Source organism: Paenibacillus sp. DP01, from assembly GCF_044784315.1.
GTDB classification, from domain to species: domain Bacteria; phylum Bacillota; class Bacilli; order Paenibacillales; family Paenibacillaceae; genus Paenibacillus; species Paenibacillus polymyxa.
On the sequence record NZ_CP173059.1, the window covers coordinates 770,998 to 787,686 of the forward strand.

The following is a 16,689-nucleotide window of genomic DNA, read 5'->3' on the forward strand; positions in this document are numbered from 1 at the left end:
AGTAGCTCCTCCTTCGTATTGGGCATCATGATCTGCGTTTGCGTTGCTGCGTTTTCATCATGACAGGTCTTCGTTTCATCAGAGATATAGGAGCCCGGATGTATAAATCCTTCCAATCGCTTGGTCGCATAGGGGAAAAGGGAGTTACATACGGTACGCCAAAGCTTTTCAACTTCGTTAGATGGATACAAATTAACAGAAAGAACAATATGGTCCCAAACATGCCGAGGATTGCTGCAAAGAGCATTCCGACAAAACGCAAAAGGCGCAAGGTAATGCCCGCACTGTATGTCGGTATCGAAAACGATGAAATGGCAGTAACCGCAACCACAATCACTAGGAATGGACTAACGATGCCCGCATTTACAGCTGCGTCGCCGATGACCAAGCCCCCCACAATGCCCATCGCAGGGCCAATGGGTTTGGGCAGGCGAATGCCGGCCTCTCGTAGAATTTCGATAGAGATTTCCAAAATCATGACCTCTATAACGGATGGGAATGGGACGCCTTCACGGGTTTCGATAATGCTAATGACCAGCTTGGTCGGAATTAAACCGGGATGAAACGATATAAAAGAAATGTACAGAGCAGGCCCCATAAGCGCTATAAAAGCCCCGCTAAAACGCAGCAGACGTAAAAGTGTTCCTGGAATCCATCGCTCATAATAGTCCTCGGGAGATTGAAGCAGCATACTGAAGGTCACCGGGACAATAAGTGCAAAGGGAGTACCATCCAGTAAAATTGCAATTCTTCCTTCCAACAAGGCATTAATGACACGGTCGGGACGCTCTGTGTTATGAGCCTGTTGGAATGGACTTAAATAATTGTCTTCGATAAGTTGTTCCACATACCCGGATTCCGGTAAAAAATCCATGTCTATTTTTGATATTCTGCGGCTTATTTCTTCAAGCAGATCCGGATTCACAATATCCTTTATATACGCGATAACCAGATCCTTTTTGATTCTGCTTCCCACTTGGAATTTCTTCATTTCCAGACTTTTATTTAACCCTTGGCGTCGAAGCATCGAAGTGTTTTCACTCAATACTTCCGTAAAACCGATTCTGGGACCCCGAAGCAATGCTTCAGAAGTTGGCTCATTGACGGAGCGAATAGCGCCGTTAGGCGGGCCCACCAGTAGCGCTTCCTTCATTCCTTCAATTAATAAGGCGGTATGACCTAAAAGGATGAACTCGTACAGATCCTCCATACAGGTAACTTCACTAATTTGCGTAAGTGGCATCAGGCTTTCTTTTATAAAAGAGTTACTTAACCCTTCCGGTTGTTCCTGTTGATCCTGACCCTGCTGGCCCTCAAACATCAAGACCTCTAATACCTGCTCGCTCATAAGCTTTTCATCCTGCATACCATCTATGAAGACTAACATGGACCGAGCATGAAATTTCTTCACCATAAACTCACGAAAATGCACATCACTATTTTCGCCTATAGCTTCACGAATTGCCTGTAAGTCGGAATCATAATTTCCTGTAATTTTAGAGCTCGGTTCATGCTGCTGATCCATGGGACCTTCGTTATGTTTGGATTTGGCTCCCTTACTGCCGACAAACGAATAAATCGAGGTGTTTATATAATAAATTCCTAAAGGAATAATCAACGCGAGACCAGCTTGAAAGAGTGTACTCCAGCTAGGAAAATAAGAAATGATTTTAGACCACATGATGATTACCTCCAAGCAATTCAATTCATTCTCCCATAAGATACAAGTTGTTCATAAAGTATTCCTTATAACGGTTGTATTTACGCATGAATTGGAAAGATTCATTCGATGACACTGCTATGATTCCCGGTCCTTACCTTAATCCCTTGAAATAGAATAGGGAAATCCCTAAATATTCATAATTTTAACTACATTGTGATTGAAATCACATATAGACCTATCTGCTGTATTAGAATAGAAGCATAAACAATATTCATTAGAAACGTAGAGATGTCGTCGGATAGGAAGTAGCGTCGAATGAATGGAGGAACCGGTATATGATAAACAGTAAAAAGAAGCTTGTGGTTATAGGGAACGGGATGGCTGGTATCAATACGGTCGAACAAATTTTAAAATTAACAGATAAATATGAAATTACAGTCCTGGGAAGTGAGCCGCATCCGAACTATAACAGGATCATGCTCTCTTATGTGTTGGAAGGTAGTAAAACAATAGATGATATTATACTGAACGATTTGCAATGGTATGCGGATCAAGGAATTACTTTATATACAGGAAAAATGGTTAAAAGCATCGACGGTGAGCACAAGAAGATTCGCACCGAAGACGGACTGGAAATTGACTACGACGTGGCTTTGGTAGCTACCGGCTCACAATCGTTTATTCTGCCTATTCCGGGTAAAGAATTACCAGGCGTTATTGGTTTTCGGGATATCGCCGATTGCTCAGCCATGCTGGAAGCGGCAAAGACCTATAAAAAGGCGGCTGTCATTGGCGGAGGTCTATTGGGGCTGGAGGCAGCTAAAGGCTTGGTCAACCTAGGAATGGATGTTACGGTCGTTCACTTAATGGAAGATTTGATGGAACGTCAGCTGGACCGGGAAGCGTCTGCGATGTTGAAAGCAGAACTGGAACGCCAGGGAATCAAGTTTGCTATGCAAATGCAAACTGCGGAGGTGTACGGTCAAGATCGGGTACAAGGACTGCGCTTCTCGGATGGAAGTGAGCTGGAAGCGGATTTGGTCGTAATGGCCGTCGGAATCAAGCCTAATATCCAGGTAGCTGTGGAAAGTGGTATGGAAACGAACCGTGGGATTGTGGTCGATGATTTGATGAAAACATCCTTGCCGGATGTATATGCCGTAGGGGAATGTGTTGAACACCGTGGGGTCTGCTACGGTCTGGTAGCTCCGCTGTTTGAACAGGGAAGTGTAATTGCCAAACATTTGGCAGGCGCGGATACCGAAGGTTATGCAGGATCGGTAGTTTCCACTAAGCTCAAAATTTCAGGGGTGGATGTTTTCTCAGCTGGTGAATTCATAACCCAGCCTGAACATACGGTGATTGTAGCAAAGGATGAGTGGAAGCGCACATACAAAAAAGTGCTGCTTCGTGATAATAAAATTGTGGGGACTGTACTGTTCGGCGATGTGAGCGAATCTGCTAGTCTTCAAAAGTATGTGCGTCAGCAAACGCCAATGACAGATGAAATATATGGACAGCTTATGGGTACTGGATGCAGCAATCACGGGGCGAAAACATCATCCGCTGAAACGATGGCCGATGACGAAATTGTGTGTGGCTGTAACGGTGTAACTAAAAAGGCGATTGTGGATGCAATTAATGAAAATGGACTAACCACAGTCGATGAAATTAAGGCATGTACCGGAGCTACGCGTTCCTGTGGTGGATGTAAGCCAGTTGTTGAGCAAATTTTGCAATATGTTCTTGGAGACAGCTTCAAGACGTCAGCCAAGCAAGGAATATGTGGTTGTACAACATTGAGCCGGGATGAGATTGTGGAAGCGATCAAAACCAAAGGGCTGACAACTACGCGTGAAGTGATGAATGTACTGGGTTGGCATAATGATGAAGGATGCTCCAAATGCCGTCCGGCGCTGAATTATTATTTAGGGATGATTAACCCAGATACCTATGAAAATGAGGGAGATTCCCGCTTTGTAAATGAGCGATTGCATGCGAACATTCAAAAAGACGGAACGTTTACAGTGGTGCCAAGAATGTACGGCGGTGTAACGACTCCAGAGGATCTGAAGAAAATAGCTGATGTTTCTCTTAAATACAACGTTAAAGTCGTTAAAGTAACTGGGGGACAGCGGCTGGATTTGATTGGTGTCCGTAAAGAAGATCTGCCTAAAGTGTGGGAAGAACTCGATATGCCTTCAGGATATGCCTACGCGAAATCACTTCGTACGGTTAAAACCTGTGTTGGATCGCAATTTTGCCGTTTTGGTACACAGGATTCGATGGGAATGGGTGAAGTGCTGGAACGGAAATTTGAACGACTGGATTTCCCAGCAAAATTCAAATTAGCAGTTAATGGCTGTCCACGCAACTGTGCGGAATCATGTACAAAAGATATCGGAATCGTAGGCAATGACGGGGGCTGGGAGATCTTTATCGGTGGAAACGGCGGTATTAAAGCACGGTTGGCTGATTCACTCTGTAAAGTAAAAACGGACGCTGAACTGATTGATATTGTAGGAGCCGTGATGCAGTTCTATCGGGAAACAGGGCAATATCTAGAACGTACTTCGGAGTGGGTGGAACGGATCGGTTTGGAAGAGATTCAGAAGGTTGTCGTTCACGATACCGCTAATCGACAAGCTTTAGTAGAACGTATTGAATTTGCACTACAACAGGTCGAAGACCCGTGGAAAAAGATCATCAATGATGAGGATACACGTAAAAATCTATTTGAAGTTGTCACTCCATCTATTGTGTAATTGTATCTAAAATGCCTGAGGAAGGGAGCAATCAAGCAAATGATCAAGAATGCCGAATGGCTTGTCGTCGGTCACAGTAAGGATTTTCCGACTAGAATAGGACGTACCATCCACATCAAAGGGACTGAAATTGCTGTTTTCCGTACTTCGGAGAATGAGCTATATGCTGTTGAAAATATCAACCCACATCCCAAAGGAGGTCCTCTTACAGAGGCGATAGTATCGGGACATTATATTTATGATCCTTTGTATGACTGGAAAATTGATTTGCGGACGGGTACCGTTCAAGAGCCCGATCACGGGCAAATTAAAACGTTCGCCGTCTGTGAAGAGGGAGAAGAAGTGAAAATATCGCTCGAAACGGTTTAATTTATTTGAAGGAATGAAAATAAAAAGGGCTCGACAGGAATAATCCTGTGGGCCCTTTTCGTTTTGGATTAGGTAATGGTAACGCCTGCACTTGCGTAGCCCACCACGGTATTAACGAGAGAAATTCCTGTAGCTGTGGCAGAGAAAACCATAAGCAGACGGGTTTGTGCGGTTACGGGTATTGCCAACCCAGTAGCAATACCACTAGAAGTCGTTCCTAATGCAACGATGTCAGTTAGCGGGGGGGTCAATGTAACGGTAGCTCCGGGAACGGCTATAAAGGTGTTATTAGGTGTCGGGGAACTAAACAACTGGGCAGTAATGCTAACGGATGATCCCAAGAGGGTTAGAGCAGCAGTTGTACTGAAATATCCGGCAATGGATGTGATTACACCACCCCGTGGAACGGAGAAAGCAAAGTTAATGACTGGTCCTACAAGCGTACCTGTGAGATCAATGATACCGCCTACGAGACTAATACCTGTTGCTGAGCTTCCAAAGCCGATTAAACTTGTGGTTCCAACCAGGCCGCCGGCAATGGTTGTCAAAATTGCTGGTCCACCCGAAGCAAATGGGATGATTGCGCCCGAACCGGTGGCTCCAGTAACGCCTGTAACCCCTGTGGCTCCGGTAGCTCCGCCAACACCTGTTGCGCCCGTGGCTCCGGCGAGTCCGGCCGCACCCACCGTGCCCGGCAGCCCATCGGCGCCAGTCGGTCCAGTGGCTCCAGCAGGACCGACCGCGCCAACTGCGCCCGGCAGCCCATCGGCGCCAGTCGGTCCCGTGGCTCCAGCAGGACCGACCGCGCCCACCGCGCCTGGCAGGCCATCAGCGCCAGTCGGTCCCGTGGCTCCAGCGGGTCCGACCGCGCCCACCGCGCCTGGCAGGCCATCAGCGCCAGTCGGTCCAGTGGGTCCAGCGGGTCCGACCGCGCCCACCGCGCCCGGCAGGCCATCGGCGCCAGTCGGTCCAGTGGGTCCAGCGGGTCCGACCGCGCCAACTGCGCCCGGCAGCCCATCGGCGCCAGTCGGTCCCGTAGGGCCTGTTACACCTCCGGGAGGTCCAGCAGGCCCTTCAGGTCCGGCGGCCCCGATAGGCCCTGCGGCTCCGACAGGCCCGGCAGGTCCGGCAGGTCCAGCGGCACCTACAGGTCCAGCAGCTCCCGGAGGCCCAGCAGGTCCAGCAGGTCCTTCAGCTCCGACAGGCCCAGCGGCACCTACAGGTCCTGGAGACCCGGGAGGTCCTGGAGGGCCCGGCACACCTGCTGGACCAGGCGCACCACCAGGCCCCACAGGTCCCGGAGGCCCTTGTGGGCCGGGCTCCCCTGACAAATACGGTTCACTTAGTGCGTTGCTAACCGTCGTTCCCGCAGTTCTGATTGCACGGATTAAACTGTCTTTAAGAGTTGGACTGAGGGATTCCTGTAGAACGATGGATAATAGGGCATCCAGCAGTTGCTGTAATGTAGTACCTACGCTGATCGGAGAGAAAGGCGTGGCTTCTAACGCTACTATAGCAAGCTCCAACGCCGCCAGTAAATCTGCCCTAGCCCCGCCTCTAAGTCTTAAACTTTTCGCCAGAGACAGCAATTGTCTTAAAATCTGTTGCAATAAAGATACATTAGCCGTAGAAGGGTTTGCGAATACAAGTGGGATGATCGAGGTCAATTCATTAATAAGTTTGAGAAGCGTTTCGATACTTCTAATATCTCTTGATGGTTTGCAGTCCTCATCTTTTTTTGAAGCACCACTGAACCTGAACGGTCTTTTATGTTTCATGCTCAAGTATCTCCTCCTCATTCTGCCTACTGTAGAGGTGACAGATGGTTAATCGCCCCGTTTTACAGATATTCATAATATATTTATTGAAGTGAAAAGGGTGAATACACAAGCAAAGCTTAATAAAATATTGATAACAAAAGCGCGGTTCCCAAATGCCTGGGACCGCGCTTTAGTGTGTAGTCTATTAGATTATATGTCTTCGGCAGATTTATTTGAAAATTCGTACCAGCAGTTCAGCCATCTCGCCTCTGCTAATGGCGGCTTTCGGTTTGAGCGTTCCATCAGGATACCCGCTGATCCAACCCGAGCCTATGGCTTTCTCGAATGCTGTGGAAGCCCAGGAAGCAATCTGCTGATTATCCTTGTAGGATTGCAGTCCAGTAGGACTGGAAATGGATGTCTGATTCTGTATCGCGTGTGACAGGATCACCATCGCCTGTTCACGGGTAAGGCTCTCATTAGGTCCGAACGTCTGAGCAGTTAGCCCTTGAATCCATCCCTGACGGTAAGCGGCATCCACGGCCGATCCAGCCCAGTGCCCCTTCATATCTGTAAATGAGGTAGACAGGCTCTCGTCTCCAGTAGTTCCTAAAGCCCTGATCAATGTGGCTACAAATTCTGCACGGCTCACCGCACGCTCAGGGCGCATGTTGCCGTCTTTATAGCCCTGCATCCAGCCTTTGGCTGCAAGAGATTGTAAGGACTTCGCTGCCCAGTGACCTTGTAGATCCGGCCATACCTGAGCTGGTTCTTGTGAATCTGACGAATGGAGTGGGTCATTTTGTACACGGGTCTGATCTACCTGAGACGCGTTCGTAGAGACGGCAGCGGCAAAGGTACCTAATCGAGACGTATTCAGACTCACACCCGACAAAATCCCTTGTGAATTCACCACAGCAGTACCTTTTAGAATCTCACGTTCACCATTTTCATACATCACAAGAATGGAGAATTGAGGTTCAACATTTTGCAATTCACTTGAGGATACGCTATCCAGCGGCAGAACGATGGACGAATTCCCTGTCACGTTAGCTTTAATTTCTACAGCCGGCCCTATCAGCTTCAGGTTGGGTTGCTGCTCGGCCCAATCGCGAAATTGCTGATCTGCCTGCTGGAATGACATGGTGACGTCCTGCTGACCTGAGGCGGCCATGCTGGTTAGTGTGTCACTGGATACCATCAGCGTCCCATATTGGGATATCACTGAAGCTCCGAGCTGATCCCATTTATTTAGTACAGAATGAGTGAGGAGAACACGACTCATTTGCTTTTCCTGCTCCAAACGAATGTCAGCGTATGCCTTGCCTTCACGAAGTGCTTGTTGGATCTGTTCATCCAGGAATGCCGCAGGAGGAACAAAGAGGGAGACTGTTTTCCCTTGCTCTAAAAATCCTATCTGTTGTATGCCAGCAGACAGATCCTGATCCTCATTTTTATCTTTGTTAGACTTGCCTGTGTCCACACTTACTTTGGCAGGGACGATGACTTCTATGGCCTGCGTCAAAGCATGAGAACCATCACTTACCTTCATGACATTCAGCATGACAGTGACAACGGAAGGAGTGTCTGCTTGAACAATAGTTCCGTCTGTACGCACAATGTCTGGCTGACTACTGCTGCTGATGGTCACACGGAAGCCATTAGGTACGGCAGGCAACCTAAGCAGTGTATCACTTGTTGTAGGAGCAGGTATGCTTGTGATGGAATCCGCGACACGCTGCGCGGTTAATCCTTGCGGATACACTAGCCCTGAGGGAGCGCTCTTCATGCCATTTACGTTCTGCAGCACATAGAAGCTGGCTCCTTCGGGTACAGGTGTAAATGTATATTTTCCCTCACTCGAAGCGATTCCTTCCGCTATAAGCTCCTGCTGGGCATTATACAGCTCAAGCCGTGCGCTCGGTAAAGCGCCTGTGACAATCACAGAGGCAATATCCTCGTCGCCTGCTGCGGCTGCAACAGCACGGGGCAACACGTTTATACGGCGTTCTGCCGGTTCTGCGGTCCAACTTCCATTGTCGCTATAAGCATAGTTCAATACGTATACACCAGGTACATTCGTATCGACATTGCCGATCCCTGAAAGATCGGGGACCAGGATATTGCCGTATACACTGTCCAATACACTGGCTCCCGGATCCGTGAAGCTGTCGCCGGTTTCCAAAACAATTGGATTATTGCCGTTCAGTCGTACATAAGGTGTATTCGGCAATGCTTTCAGCACGGTGATCGTGAATGTTCTTTGGACAGAAGCTATGCCTTTAGAAATCATAGCAATTAACTGTACATTCATATCACCGTCTGTATATTTAGGCCGATTTACCTGACCACTATCACTGAGGATATCCGGTTGATCCGAGGACCAGTCGATCTGGGTATCAAATGCCCCTGTACGAGGCAGGGCGATGGAATCCTTAATCCCTTGCGGGTAATCCAGATTCAGTGTATTTGCCGCCAAATTCACTGCTTCATCAGCGCTTACGGGCAATGCAGGTACGAGCAGACTGAAGGTTTTTCGAAGCTCAACCCCACCTCTTGACACAACCGCCTCCAGCGTGATGGTCTGATCGCCCTGTACATAGGTTGGGAATGTTACATGTCCAGTATGATCCAGGAACTCAGGTTGACTCGACGCCCATGACACCTGAACACCATTCAGCGCATCCTTTGCCAAATATACGTCTCCGGTTACTGTCGTTAGCGGTAGTTCTAGTGCTCTGTATGCTGCGTCCACGGCTTCAGTGTCGCTCATCGGCAGACGGAGTACGTGTGCAGTAAAATCCTTTGTTTTCGTTAAGCCTGCAAGTTGCAGGGTAGCCGTTAGGGTAACGTCCGTATCTCCACTACTATAGGAAGGTCTGGTAAGTGTTCCATCTGCTGCAATGACAAGAGGTTTGGACGAGGACCATTCGATCTGCACTCCACCATAACTGGAGAGAGGGAGAGATACATTTTGTTGTACCGCAGACAAATCACCAAGCGATAGGGCATCTGCTGCTTGATTTAATGTATCTTGAGCAGTCATCTTTGAAACGGTAACTTCGAAAGTTTGGGTATCCGAGGCAGTTCCTTTCGCAATCGTTGCTGTCAGTTTTACTTTTTGGTCACCCAGGTCGTATCGCGGGCGTATTACAGTTCCTTCGTTCGTAATGACGGCAGGAGTATCCGAACTCCAGCTCACCGTTGTATCATTCAACCCAGTGAGTGGCAGTGTCAGCTTTTGGGATACCGACTCTACTGTATCACCAGGTGCTAGACCTAGAGCGAGCGCGGCTTTTGCCTGTGCAACTCTCTCGGCATCGGTAAGTATGGTCACTTTGACCTCTGAGGGAGTGCTCTCCCCCTTAGCATTCACGGCCTGAACCGTGTAAACTGCTTCACCTGGCGGCAATGCTGATGTGTCTATGAACTGGGTTAAGTTGCCTGTATAGAGCGTTATACCATCACGCACGACTTTGTAGGAAGTTGCATAAGGAACGGCATCCCAGCTTAACTCCACCGTATTTCCATTTTTAGTACCTGTAAAATGACCCGGAGCCTGTGGAATGGGGAGTCGTTCCCCATAAGCTGCGAATTCCATGATGGAGGCCCATTGATTGTTTCTTGCATCTCCTTGATCAATATATAATCGAAAGTATCGTGTAGTTACAGGAGTAATGCTCTTTTGAAAATTAGAGCTCACATTATTCTGCACAGTATCCACAGTCGCCCAATTAAATCCGTTGCTACTCGTCTGCAATCGGAAACTGTATGGATCACGTTCATCGTTCCATCCATAATGGACACCCATACCTGTAACAACGTATCGATCTACGATATACCAGTCTCTCAGATCTACCTCGATCCATTTTTCACCGTTGCTGGCTTGATACCAGCGGCTTGTCGGTTCGATTGACCCATCCACAGCCTTGGAGGGATCATAGGGCTGGGTGTAGCCACTTGATGTTGTTGGTTTGTTAAGCACTACATTTTCCCAACCGGCAGCATTGGTTTCATTCGTCCCTATGAGCAAAGCCGCACCGCTGATAAATGGCAGCAGTGGAATCAGCACACGGTAGGGTTTTAACTTGTTGCGTGTGAAGTTATTTCCTTCGAGCACGCTATCACCTCTTCTTTATTAAATAGCACACCACTTGAGCGTGTTCATATTATGGGCGGGACGGGTAATCCCCTTCGATTGCGATGTAGTAGTTTACATTCGGCAACGGGGAAGCTCCACGCAAGTCAGGCAATGCAAATGTACGCACTCCATCACCGCCAAAATTAGTGCCCAGCAGACTGTATAATGCTGAATACTGAGCAATGGGCAACAGCTGGCCCTCGCATTTTAGCCAGCCCTTAGGGGCGAACGTGTACGGGTACATCGTTATTTCCCCCATATAAGGCTCATAACCTGCGTGTGCCTGTTTGGGACTAATCGCTGTTCCTCCTAACAAAATGACCGCCAGCAGACTCAATACGGCGGCTTTCTTCCAAAAATGATTCTTCATACCTACAACTCCTTTAAGATTCGAATAATGGACCACGAATTCAATAAATTTGTGACATTAGTCATAGAATGAATAGATATTATCATGGTTTTCCACATTTGGCACTACAGTTCATCTATCAAATTCACCTTTTTATTCCTTTTGTGAGTAAAGAAATTTATTCCATCTGGCCCATTCTCCATGCATCTTTTTTCTAATCCAGGTAAATCTATATACAAATCCTATGGAAGTGAAGGAGTGAACAGCGTGTGGCAGGTCATCGGAACTCATGCGCCCAAATGGAATGTGTGGGTGGAAGCCTTCTTTTTGTTCATCATACCTTTGATTATTTTTCTGGCAGTACGACAACTCAAAGCGCTGGATGGTCGAGAGAGCAGACGTATGGAACGATTAAAGCTTATGGAAGAAGAAGATCGTTCGGAGCAGGCAGATCATAATCCATCTGTCAGTGAGGCAGAGAAGGAAAAGGGGACCTTTACCGAAGATTATGAAGCCAACATAGCAAAAATCAGACAAGCAGTTGCAGATATGGCAGACGTAAACGAACGCTCGATTTTTCTGGAAAATCTGAACGCTGTAAGCACACTTTTTTTTGTGGATGGATTAACGGACAAGGTTGGCATGGATCAGAATATATTAAAACCGCTGATGGATTGGGGCAGCTCCGGGCAAGAGAGGGGAGAGCTTCCGCGAGGAAAAGAGCTTCGGGATATGATTGTTCACCAGGTCATGCTGGTATCGGAGACGGAGTATACGTTAGAGGTGCAGTTCTCCTTGCAAAAGGTGCTGTTTGGTTCAGTCATACTCGTGATTCAGGGCATACCGGGTGCTTTTGTACTGGGTACACCCAAAGGAAATACACGAGGGGTGGAAGATCCTATATCGGAATCGGTGCTGCGGGGACCGCGTGTCGGTTTTACAGAGACCCTCAGCGACAATACAGCGATGCTGCGCAGGCATGGAGAAAGTACAGAACTGGCCATGTCATCCTTCAAAGTCGGCAAAAGAGTGGAAAAACAGCTGATGGTAGTGTATTTCAGAGATATTGCCGACCCGGAGCTTGTAGATGAGGTGAAGCGGCGGGTCCAAACCATTGATATGGATGAGGTACTGGAGTCGGGCTATGTAGAGCAGCTTATTGAAGATAATTTTCTTAGCCCATTTCTGCAAATTCAAAATACGGAGAGACCGGATCGGGTCATGGCTGCATTGCTGGAGGGACGTGTCGCGATTCTGCTGGACGGTACACCTTTTGCGCTTCTTATGCCTGTAACGTATGGGATGATGCTCCAGTCTCCCGAAGATTATTATGAGCGATGGCTACCGGGGTCGCTTATTCGATTTCTTCGGTTTATGGCAACTTTCATATCGTTATTTGCTCCAGCGCTCTATATCTCCTTTATCTCGTTTCATCCCGGACTGATTCCAACCAAGCTGGTCATTTCCATTATCAGTGCTAGACAGGGAGTGCCGTTTTCGACGTTGATTGAGGCCCTGATTATGGAAATTTCCATTGAAATTTTACGCGAGGCAGGACTTCGGCTCCCCAAACCCATCGGTCCAGCGATGGGTATCGTCGGCGGTTTGATTATTGGACAGGCGGCTGTTGACGCCGGGATTGTAAGCCCGATCCTCGTCATTGTGGTGGCAGTCACAGCGATTTCTTCCTTTTCCGCCCCTGTATACAGCGCTGGCATATCCATGCGTGTTCTTCGTTTCGGTGCCATGTTCACGGCGTCCATCTTTGGCTTGTATGGCGTGATCATGTTTTTTCTGATGCTGAGTATTCATATGGTTAAATTACACAGCTTTGGTGTTCCGTTTCTTAGTCTAACGACCCCCCGTTCGTTCAAAGACTGGAAAGATTACTTCGTACGAGCACCGTTGCAATTTATGAAAAACAGACCCATTCTTTTGAAGCATAAAGACCCTAAGCGACAAGGATGAGCTCAACACAGGAGGGAGCAAGATGGCCCGTGGGAAAAAAGCGGATAAGATTACAACGTTACAGACAACGGCAATTGTGGTTTGCTTTATGCTGGCTGCCGGGTTGCTTACCCTTCCAAGAGTAGCAACTGAAGCTGCAAAAACACCGGATGCGTGGATATCTGTCATTTTAGCAGGGGTGGGCACTTTTCTGTTCGGATGGGTTATAGTCAAACTAAGCTCACGGTTTCCAGAAAGTACCTTTTACCAGTATGTTCAGCAAATAACAGGCAAATTCATTGGCAAAGGGATTGGCATGCTGATTGTTATTTATTTTGTTTGTATAGCCGCATTTGAAATCCGATCTGTGGAGGAAGTCACGTCGTTCTTTCTGCTTGAAGGCACTCCGGCGTGGGCGATTTCAGCACCTTTTATGTGGCTCTCTCTGTACCTATGCATGGGGGGAGTGGGTTCATTAGGAAAGATATGTCAACTGATATTTCCGGTTTCGGCGGCTATCTTTTTGCTGATCTGCTTGCTGAGTTTAAATGTTTTTGAATTGAATAACTTGCGTCCTGTCTTGTCGGAGGGGGGAATGCCAGTGCTTAGAACGCTCAAGACTACAATCCTGACATTAACGGGGACAGAGTCCTTGCTGATTATTCTTTGTCGGATGGAAAAACCGGAGAAAGCAACCAAGGCAATCGGACTGGCGATTGGGATCGCGGTCGTTTTTTATACAGCTACGTTGATCCTGTGCATTGGCGCCTTTTCAATGGAAGGGGTGTTGAGCAGAACCTGGCCATTTTTAGATTTGGCCCGCAGCTTTGAAGTGGAGTATCTGTTGTTGGAACGGTTCGAGTCCTTATTGCTGACCATTTGGATCATGCAGATTTTTGCCACATTCAGTATTGCTTTTTATTGTGCTTCGCTCGGAGTATCTCAAATTTTGAATAACTCTTATTCCAAGATGTTGTTCATTTTGCTTCCGTTTATCTACCTCTTGTCCCAAATTCCGAAAAACTTGAATGAGCTATTTTCTTTTGGAACGGTTATCGGAAATGTAGCGTTCGCTTTATTCGCGCTACTTCCACTGCCCCTGCTGCTTATTTCTCGCTGGAGAGGGGTGGGGTCATGAAGAGAGTCCAGTCAGGATTACTCGGATTGATGGCTCTCCTGATGTGCTGTACACTTTCAGGTTGCTGGAGCAGTTCCCCAGTGGAGGATCTAAATCTGGAGACAGGTATTGCTTTGGATATAGCGGAAGAATCCTCGCAAGAAAAACAAATTAATCAGGAAGGGGGAGATTATCCAAAAAAGGAGTTAATTACAGGAACCTTTCAATTTGTCATTCCAGAGGAAAGTGGCGGCTCCAACAGCTCCTCTCCACAAGCCAAAAAATTTTTTAATATTACGGAAACAGGCGATTCCGTTTTTGAAATGATAAGAGAAATTTCTTTACGGACCAATCGTCCTCCCATTGGGCAACATTTGAAAACGGTTATTATCAGCTCCAGTCTGCTTCGCAAGATTCCGTTGTATGAGCTGCTGGAGTTTTTCTTGGGGGATAATGACATTCGGCCGAGTGTACTGCTGCTGATTAGTACAGAAAAGGCGGGAAATACACTCCAGGAGAAAATCCCTGGTCAGATTCCTGCCTATATTTTAAAGGATATTTTCCAAAACCGGAAACGGAACGCACGGTTGATAAAGCCTATGGCCTTGGTTAAAGTGATCGGACCCATGAAGGGCGGAAGAAGCTTTATATTACCCAATGTCATTACGGCGGAGAATGAAATCAAGCTCGCAGGTGCGGGAATCATCAAGGGAAAGACACAAACATACGGTGGTTATCTGAATGAGTCAGAGGTTGAGGGTCTAATGTGGATCAAAGGCGAGCTGAAGGGAGGCGTGCTGAAAAGCAGGGATCCGAAGACCGGTAAAAACATAGCATATGAGATCAAAGCGGGTAAAAGCAAGATCAAGGCCATCGTCCAGAGGGACGACATTTTCTTTCAGGTAAAAATGACCTCAGAGGGACGTGTTTCGGAGGTGCATATAAAGAATGAAGATTTGCGCAACAACAATGTGCTTGGACAAGAAGAGAGTCTCTTTCAGGAGAAAGTGAATTCATTAGCTGAACAAACCGTAGCTAAGATGCAAAAACTGAAGGTTGATGTCGGAGGTTTCGGAGAAGCCTTGAGGATCCAACATCCTAAAGTTTGGCATAAGGTCAAAAAGGATTGGGATACCACTTTTAGCACCATTCCTGTACGGTTCAGCACAGATATTCATATTGAAGATTACGGCTCTTCGATTACGACGGCAGACTAAAAGGAATTTCGTTTGCATCTGTTATAGAAAAACCTTCAATACCACGAACCTAAGTGGAATTGAAGGTTTTTTAGTCTATTTAAACAGAGACAGTGTTTCTTTCAGCCACGTAATATAGCTTTCTTCCCGATTAATGGCACGGCTCAGCACCAAATAATGACCGAATTGACTAGAGCCGGGTACTTGAAAGTTCTCGTCCAGCCGCTGGAGAGAATTTTTACTTTCGTACAGGTATTCCAGCTTTTCTTCACGTTTGGCAATCTGATCCTCGAACAAGCGCTTACTTTCTTCCTTGGGGATGGCTGCTGAGAAATACAGCATGAGCATAAACTCATCCTTTTCTGTTTCCGGTAACTCTTTGGCGCTTAGCAGCCATTCGGTCAGCTCTTGGGTCCCTTTGGGGGTAATACAGTACAGCTTCTTTTCCAGCTTGGCTCCTGTAATGGAGGTGCGATATTCAATGAGTCCCTCTTCGGTCAGTCTTTTGAGCTCGGGATAAATCTGACTGTGCTTAGCACTCCAAAATTGTCCAATTTCCTGCTTGAATTGGCTCGTAATATCGTAGCCGCTCATTTCCTCTTTGTGAACCAGACCCAAAATGGCATATTTTAATGTGCGTTTCAACGTAGCTCTCCTCGCAATGGGGTATTTGACAATAGTATATCACAGCGCTACAATTTATATGTATCTTAAAACATGTTTATATTTACATGTTTGAATGATTATTATTTATTATTTTGGTGTCTTGTTCAATTCATAAACTCATAATAAGGAAAGAAGGATGCAAGATGGACAAGTTTATCGGCAGTCACATGATTTACACCTATGAGAATGGTTGGGAGTACGAAATATATATTAAAAATGAGGATACGATTGATTATCGCATTCATAGTGGTATGGTAGGCGGACGCTGGGTACGTGATCAGAAGGTCAATCTGGTGAAGCTGGTAGAGAATGTGTATAAAGTATCGTGGACCGAACCGACAGGCACAGACGTTTCCCTAAACTTTATGCCTGAGGAAAAACGTATGCATGGCATTATTTTCTTCCCTAAATGGGTTCATGAGCATCCAGAAATCACGGTACGCTACCAAAACGATTTTATTCCGCTGATGGAAGAATCGCGTGAAAAGTATGAAACCTATCCGAAGTATGTAGTTCCTGAATTCGCGGATATTACATTCATTGAAAATGCAGGTGTGAACAACGAACAATTGATTTCTCAGGCACCTTACGCTGGAATGACAGACGACATTCGCGCAGGGAAGTTGCAAGCATAATCGAACATGGTTAATGGAAGTTGTACAGCCTGAGCCTGTGGTAAGCAGTCTCAGGCTTTTTTACGTAAACTGGAGAGTGGA

Annotated in this window: 11 protein-coding genes; 6 read left to right on the forward strand and 5 right to left on the reverse strand. The window is 46.9% G+C overall.

Annotated elements, in window-relative coordinates; all coding sequences use genetic code 11:
* Positions 1-25: 25 nt before the first annotated feature.
* A complete protein-coding gene (locus tag ACH59B_RS03480) occupies positions 26-1,681 on the reverse strand; it encodes a spore germination protein (protein WP_017428678.1) in 1,656 nt (551 codons plus the stop codon).
* Between the two features lie 317 nt (positions 1,682-1,998).
* Here ACH59B_RS03480 and nirB point away from each other — a divergent pair, with 317 nt between their 5' ends.
* Both nirB and nirD read left to right on the forward strand, forming a co-directional pair.
* Positions 1,999-4,428, forward strand: coding sequence for a nitrite reductase large subunit NirB (gene nirB, locus ACH59B_RS03485; RefSeq protein ID WP_016818403.1), 2,430 nt, complete (start codon positions 1,999-2,001; stop codon positions 4,426-4,428).
* Positions 4,429-4,467: 39 nt separating this feature from the next.
* Positions 4,468-4,797 (forward strand): nitrite reductase small subunit NirD, encoded by a 330-nt coding sequence (nirD, locus tag ACH59B_RS03490; protein WP_016818404.1) that lies wholly within the window; start codon positions 4,468-4,470, stop codon positions 4,795-4,797.
* Positions 4,798-4,865: 68 nt separating this feature from the next.
* Here the strand turns inward: nirD and ACH59B_RS03495 are convergent, their stop codons facing one another.
* The 3 genes from ACH59B_RS03495 to ACH59B_RS03505 all read right to left on the reverse strand — a co-directional run bounded on the left by ACH59B_RS03495 (position 4,866) and on the right by ACH59B_RS03505 (position 11,068).
* Entirely contained in the window at positions 4,866-6,575 is a 1,710-nt protein-coding gene (locus tag ACH59B_RS03495; RefSeq protein WP_169050230.1) for an exosporium glycoprotein BclB-related protein, read from the reverse strand.
* Positions 6,576-6,786: 211 nt separating this feature from the next.
* Entirely contained in the window at positions 6,787-10,677 is a 3,891-nt protein-coding gene (locus tag ACH59B_RS03500) for an immunoglobulin-like domain-containing protein (protein WP_016819424.1), read from the reverse strand.
* A gap of 49 nt (positions 10,678-10,726) precedes the next feature.
* A complete protein-coding gene (locus ACH59B_RS03505) occupies positions 10,727-11,068 on the reverse strand; it encodes a phage tail protein (protein ID WP_016819423.1) in 342 nt (113 codons plus the stop codon).
* A 246-nt stretch (positions 11,069-11,314) separates the two neighbouring features.
* Here ACH59B_RS03505 and ACH59B_RS03510 point away from each other — a divergent pair, with 246 nt between their 5' ends.
* Genes ACH59B_RS03510 through ACH59B_RS03520 form a run of 3 tightly spaced genes read left to right on the forward strand, consistent with a single transcriptional unit; the run spans position 11,315 to position 15,328 of the window.
* Entirely contained in the window at positions 11,315-13,015 is a 1,701-nt protein-coding gene (locus tag ACH59B_RS03510; protein ID WP_016819422.1) for a spore germination protein, read from the forward strand.
* Between the two features lie 22 nt (positions 13,016-13,037).
* Positions 13,038-14,132, forward strand: a complete 1,095-nt coding sequence (locus ACH59B_RS03515) for a GerAB/ArcD/ProY family transporter (RefSeq protein WP_016819421.1) — start codon at positions 13,038-13,040, stop codon at positions 14,130-14,132.
* On the forward strand, positions 14,129-15,328 hold the full coding sequence (locus tag ACH59B_RS03520; RefSeq protein ID WP_016819420.1) for a Ger(x)C family spore germination protein: 1,200 nt from the start codon (positions 14,129-14,131) through the stop codon (positions 15,326-15,328). The genes ACH59B_RS03515 and ACH59B_RS03520 overlap by 4 nt, the downstream gene beginning before the upstream one ends.
* A gap of 75 nt (positions 15,329-15,403) precedes the next feature.
* Here the strand turns inward: ACH59B_RS03520 and ACH59B_RS03525 are convergent, their stop codons facing one another.
* Positions 15,404-15,952, reverse strand: coding sequence for a PadR family transcriptional regulator (locus ACH59B_RS03525; protein ID WP_016819419.1), 549 nt, complete (start codon positions 15,950-15,952; stop codon positions 15,404-15,406).
* A 164-nt stretch (positions 15,953-16,116) separates the two neighbouring features.
* On the opposite strand from ACH59B_RS03525, the gene ACH59B_RS03530 reads away from it, so the two are divergent.
* Positions 16,117-16,608 (forward strand): phenolic acid decarboxylase, encoded by a 492-nt coding sequence (locus ACH59B_RS03530; RefSeq protein ID WP_016819418.1) that lies wholly within the window; start codon positions 16,117-16,119, stop codon positions 16,606-16,608.
* Positions 16,609-16,689: the final 81 nt, after the last annotated feature.

Excerpts from the sequence above, each read along its gene's own strand:
- ACH59B_RS03480 (WP_017428678.1), bottom strand. The coding sequence starts at position 1,681 with ATGTGGTCTAAAATCATTTCTTATTTTCCTAGCTGGAGTACACTCTTT.
- nirB (WP_016818403.1), top strand. The coding sequence starts at position 1,999 with ATGATAAACAGTAAAAAGAAGCTTGTGGTTATAGGGAACGGGATGGCT.
- nirD (WP_016818404.1), top strand. The coding sequence starts at position 4,468 with ATGATCAAGAATGCCGAATGGCTTGTCGTCGGTCACAGTAAGGATTTT.
- ACH59B_RS03495 (WP_169050230.1), bottom strand. The coding sequence starts at position 6,575 with ATGAAACATAAAAGACCGTTCAGGTTCAGTGGTGCTTCAAAAAAAGAT.
- ACH59B_RS03505 (WP_016819423.1), bottom strand. The coding sequence starts at position 11,068 with ATGAAGAATCATTTTTGGAAGAAAGCCGCCGTATTGAGTCTGCTGGCG.
- ACH59B_RS03515 (WP_016819421.1), top strand. The coding sequence starts at position 13,038 with ATGGCCCGTGGGAAAAAAGCGGATAAGATTACAACGTTACAGACAACG.
- ACH59B_RS03520 (WP_016819420.1), top strand. The coding sequence starts at position 14,129 with ATGAAGAGAGTCCAGTCAGGATTACTCGGATTGATGGCTCTCCTGATG.
- ACH59B_RS03530 (WP_016819418.1), top strand. The coding sequence starts at position 16,117 with ATGGACAAGTTTATCGGCAGTCACATGATTTACACCTATGAGAATGGT.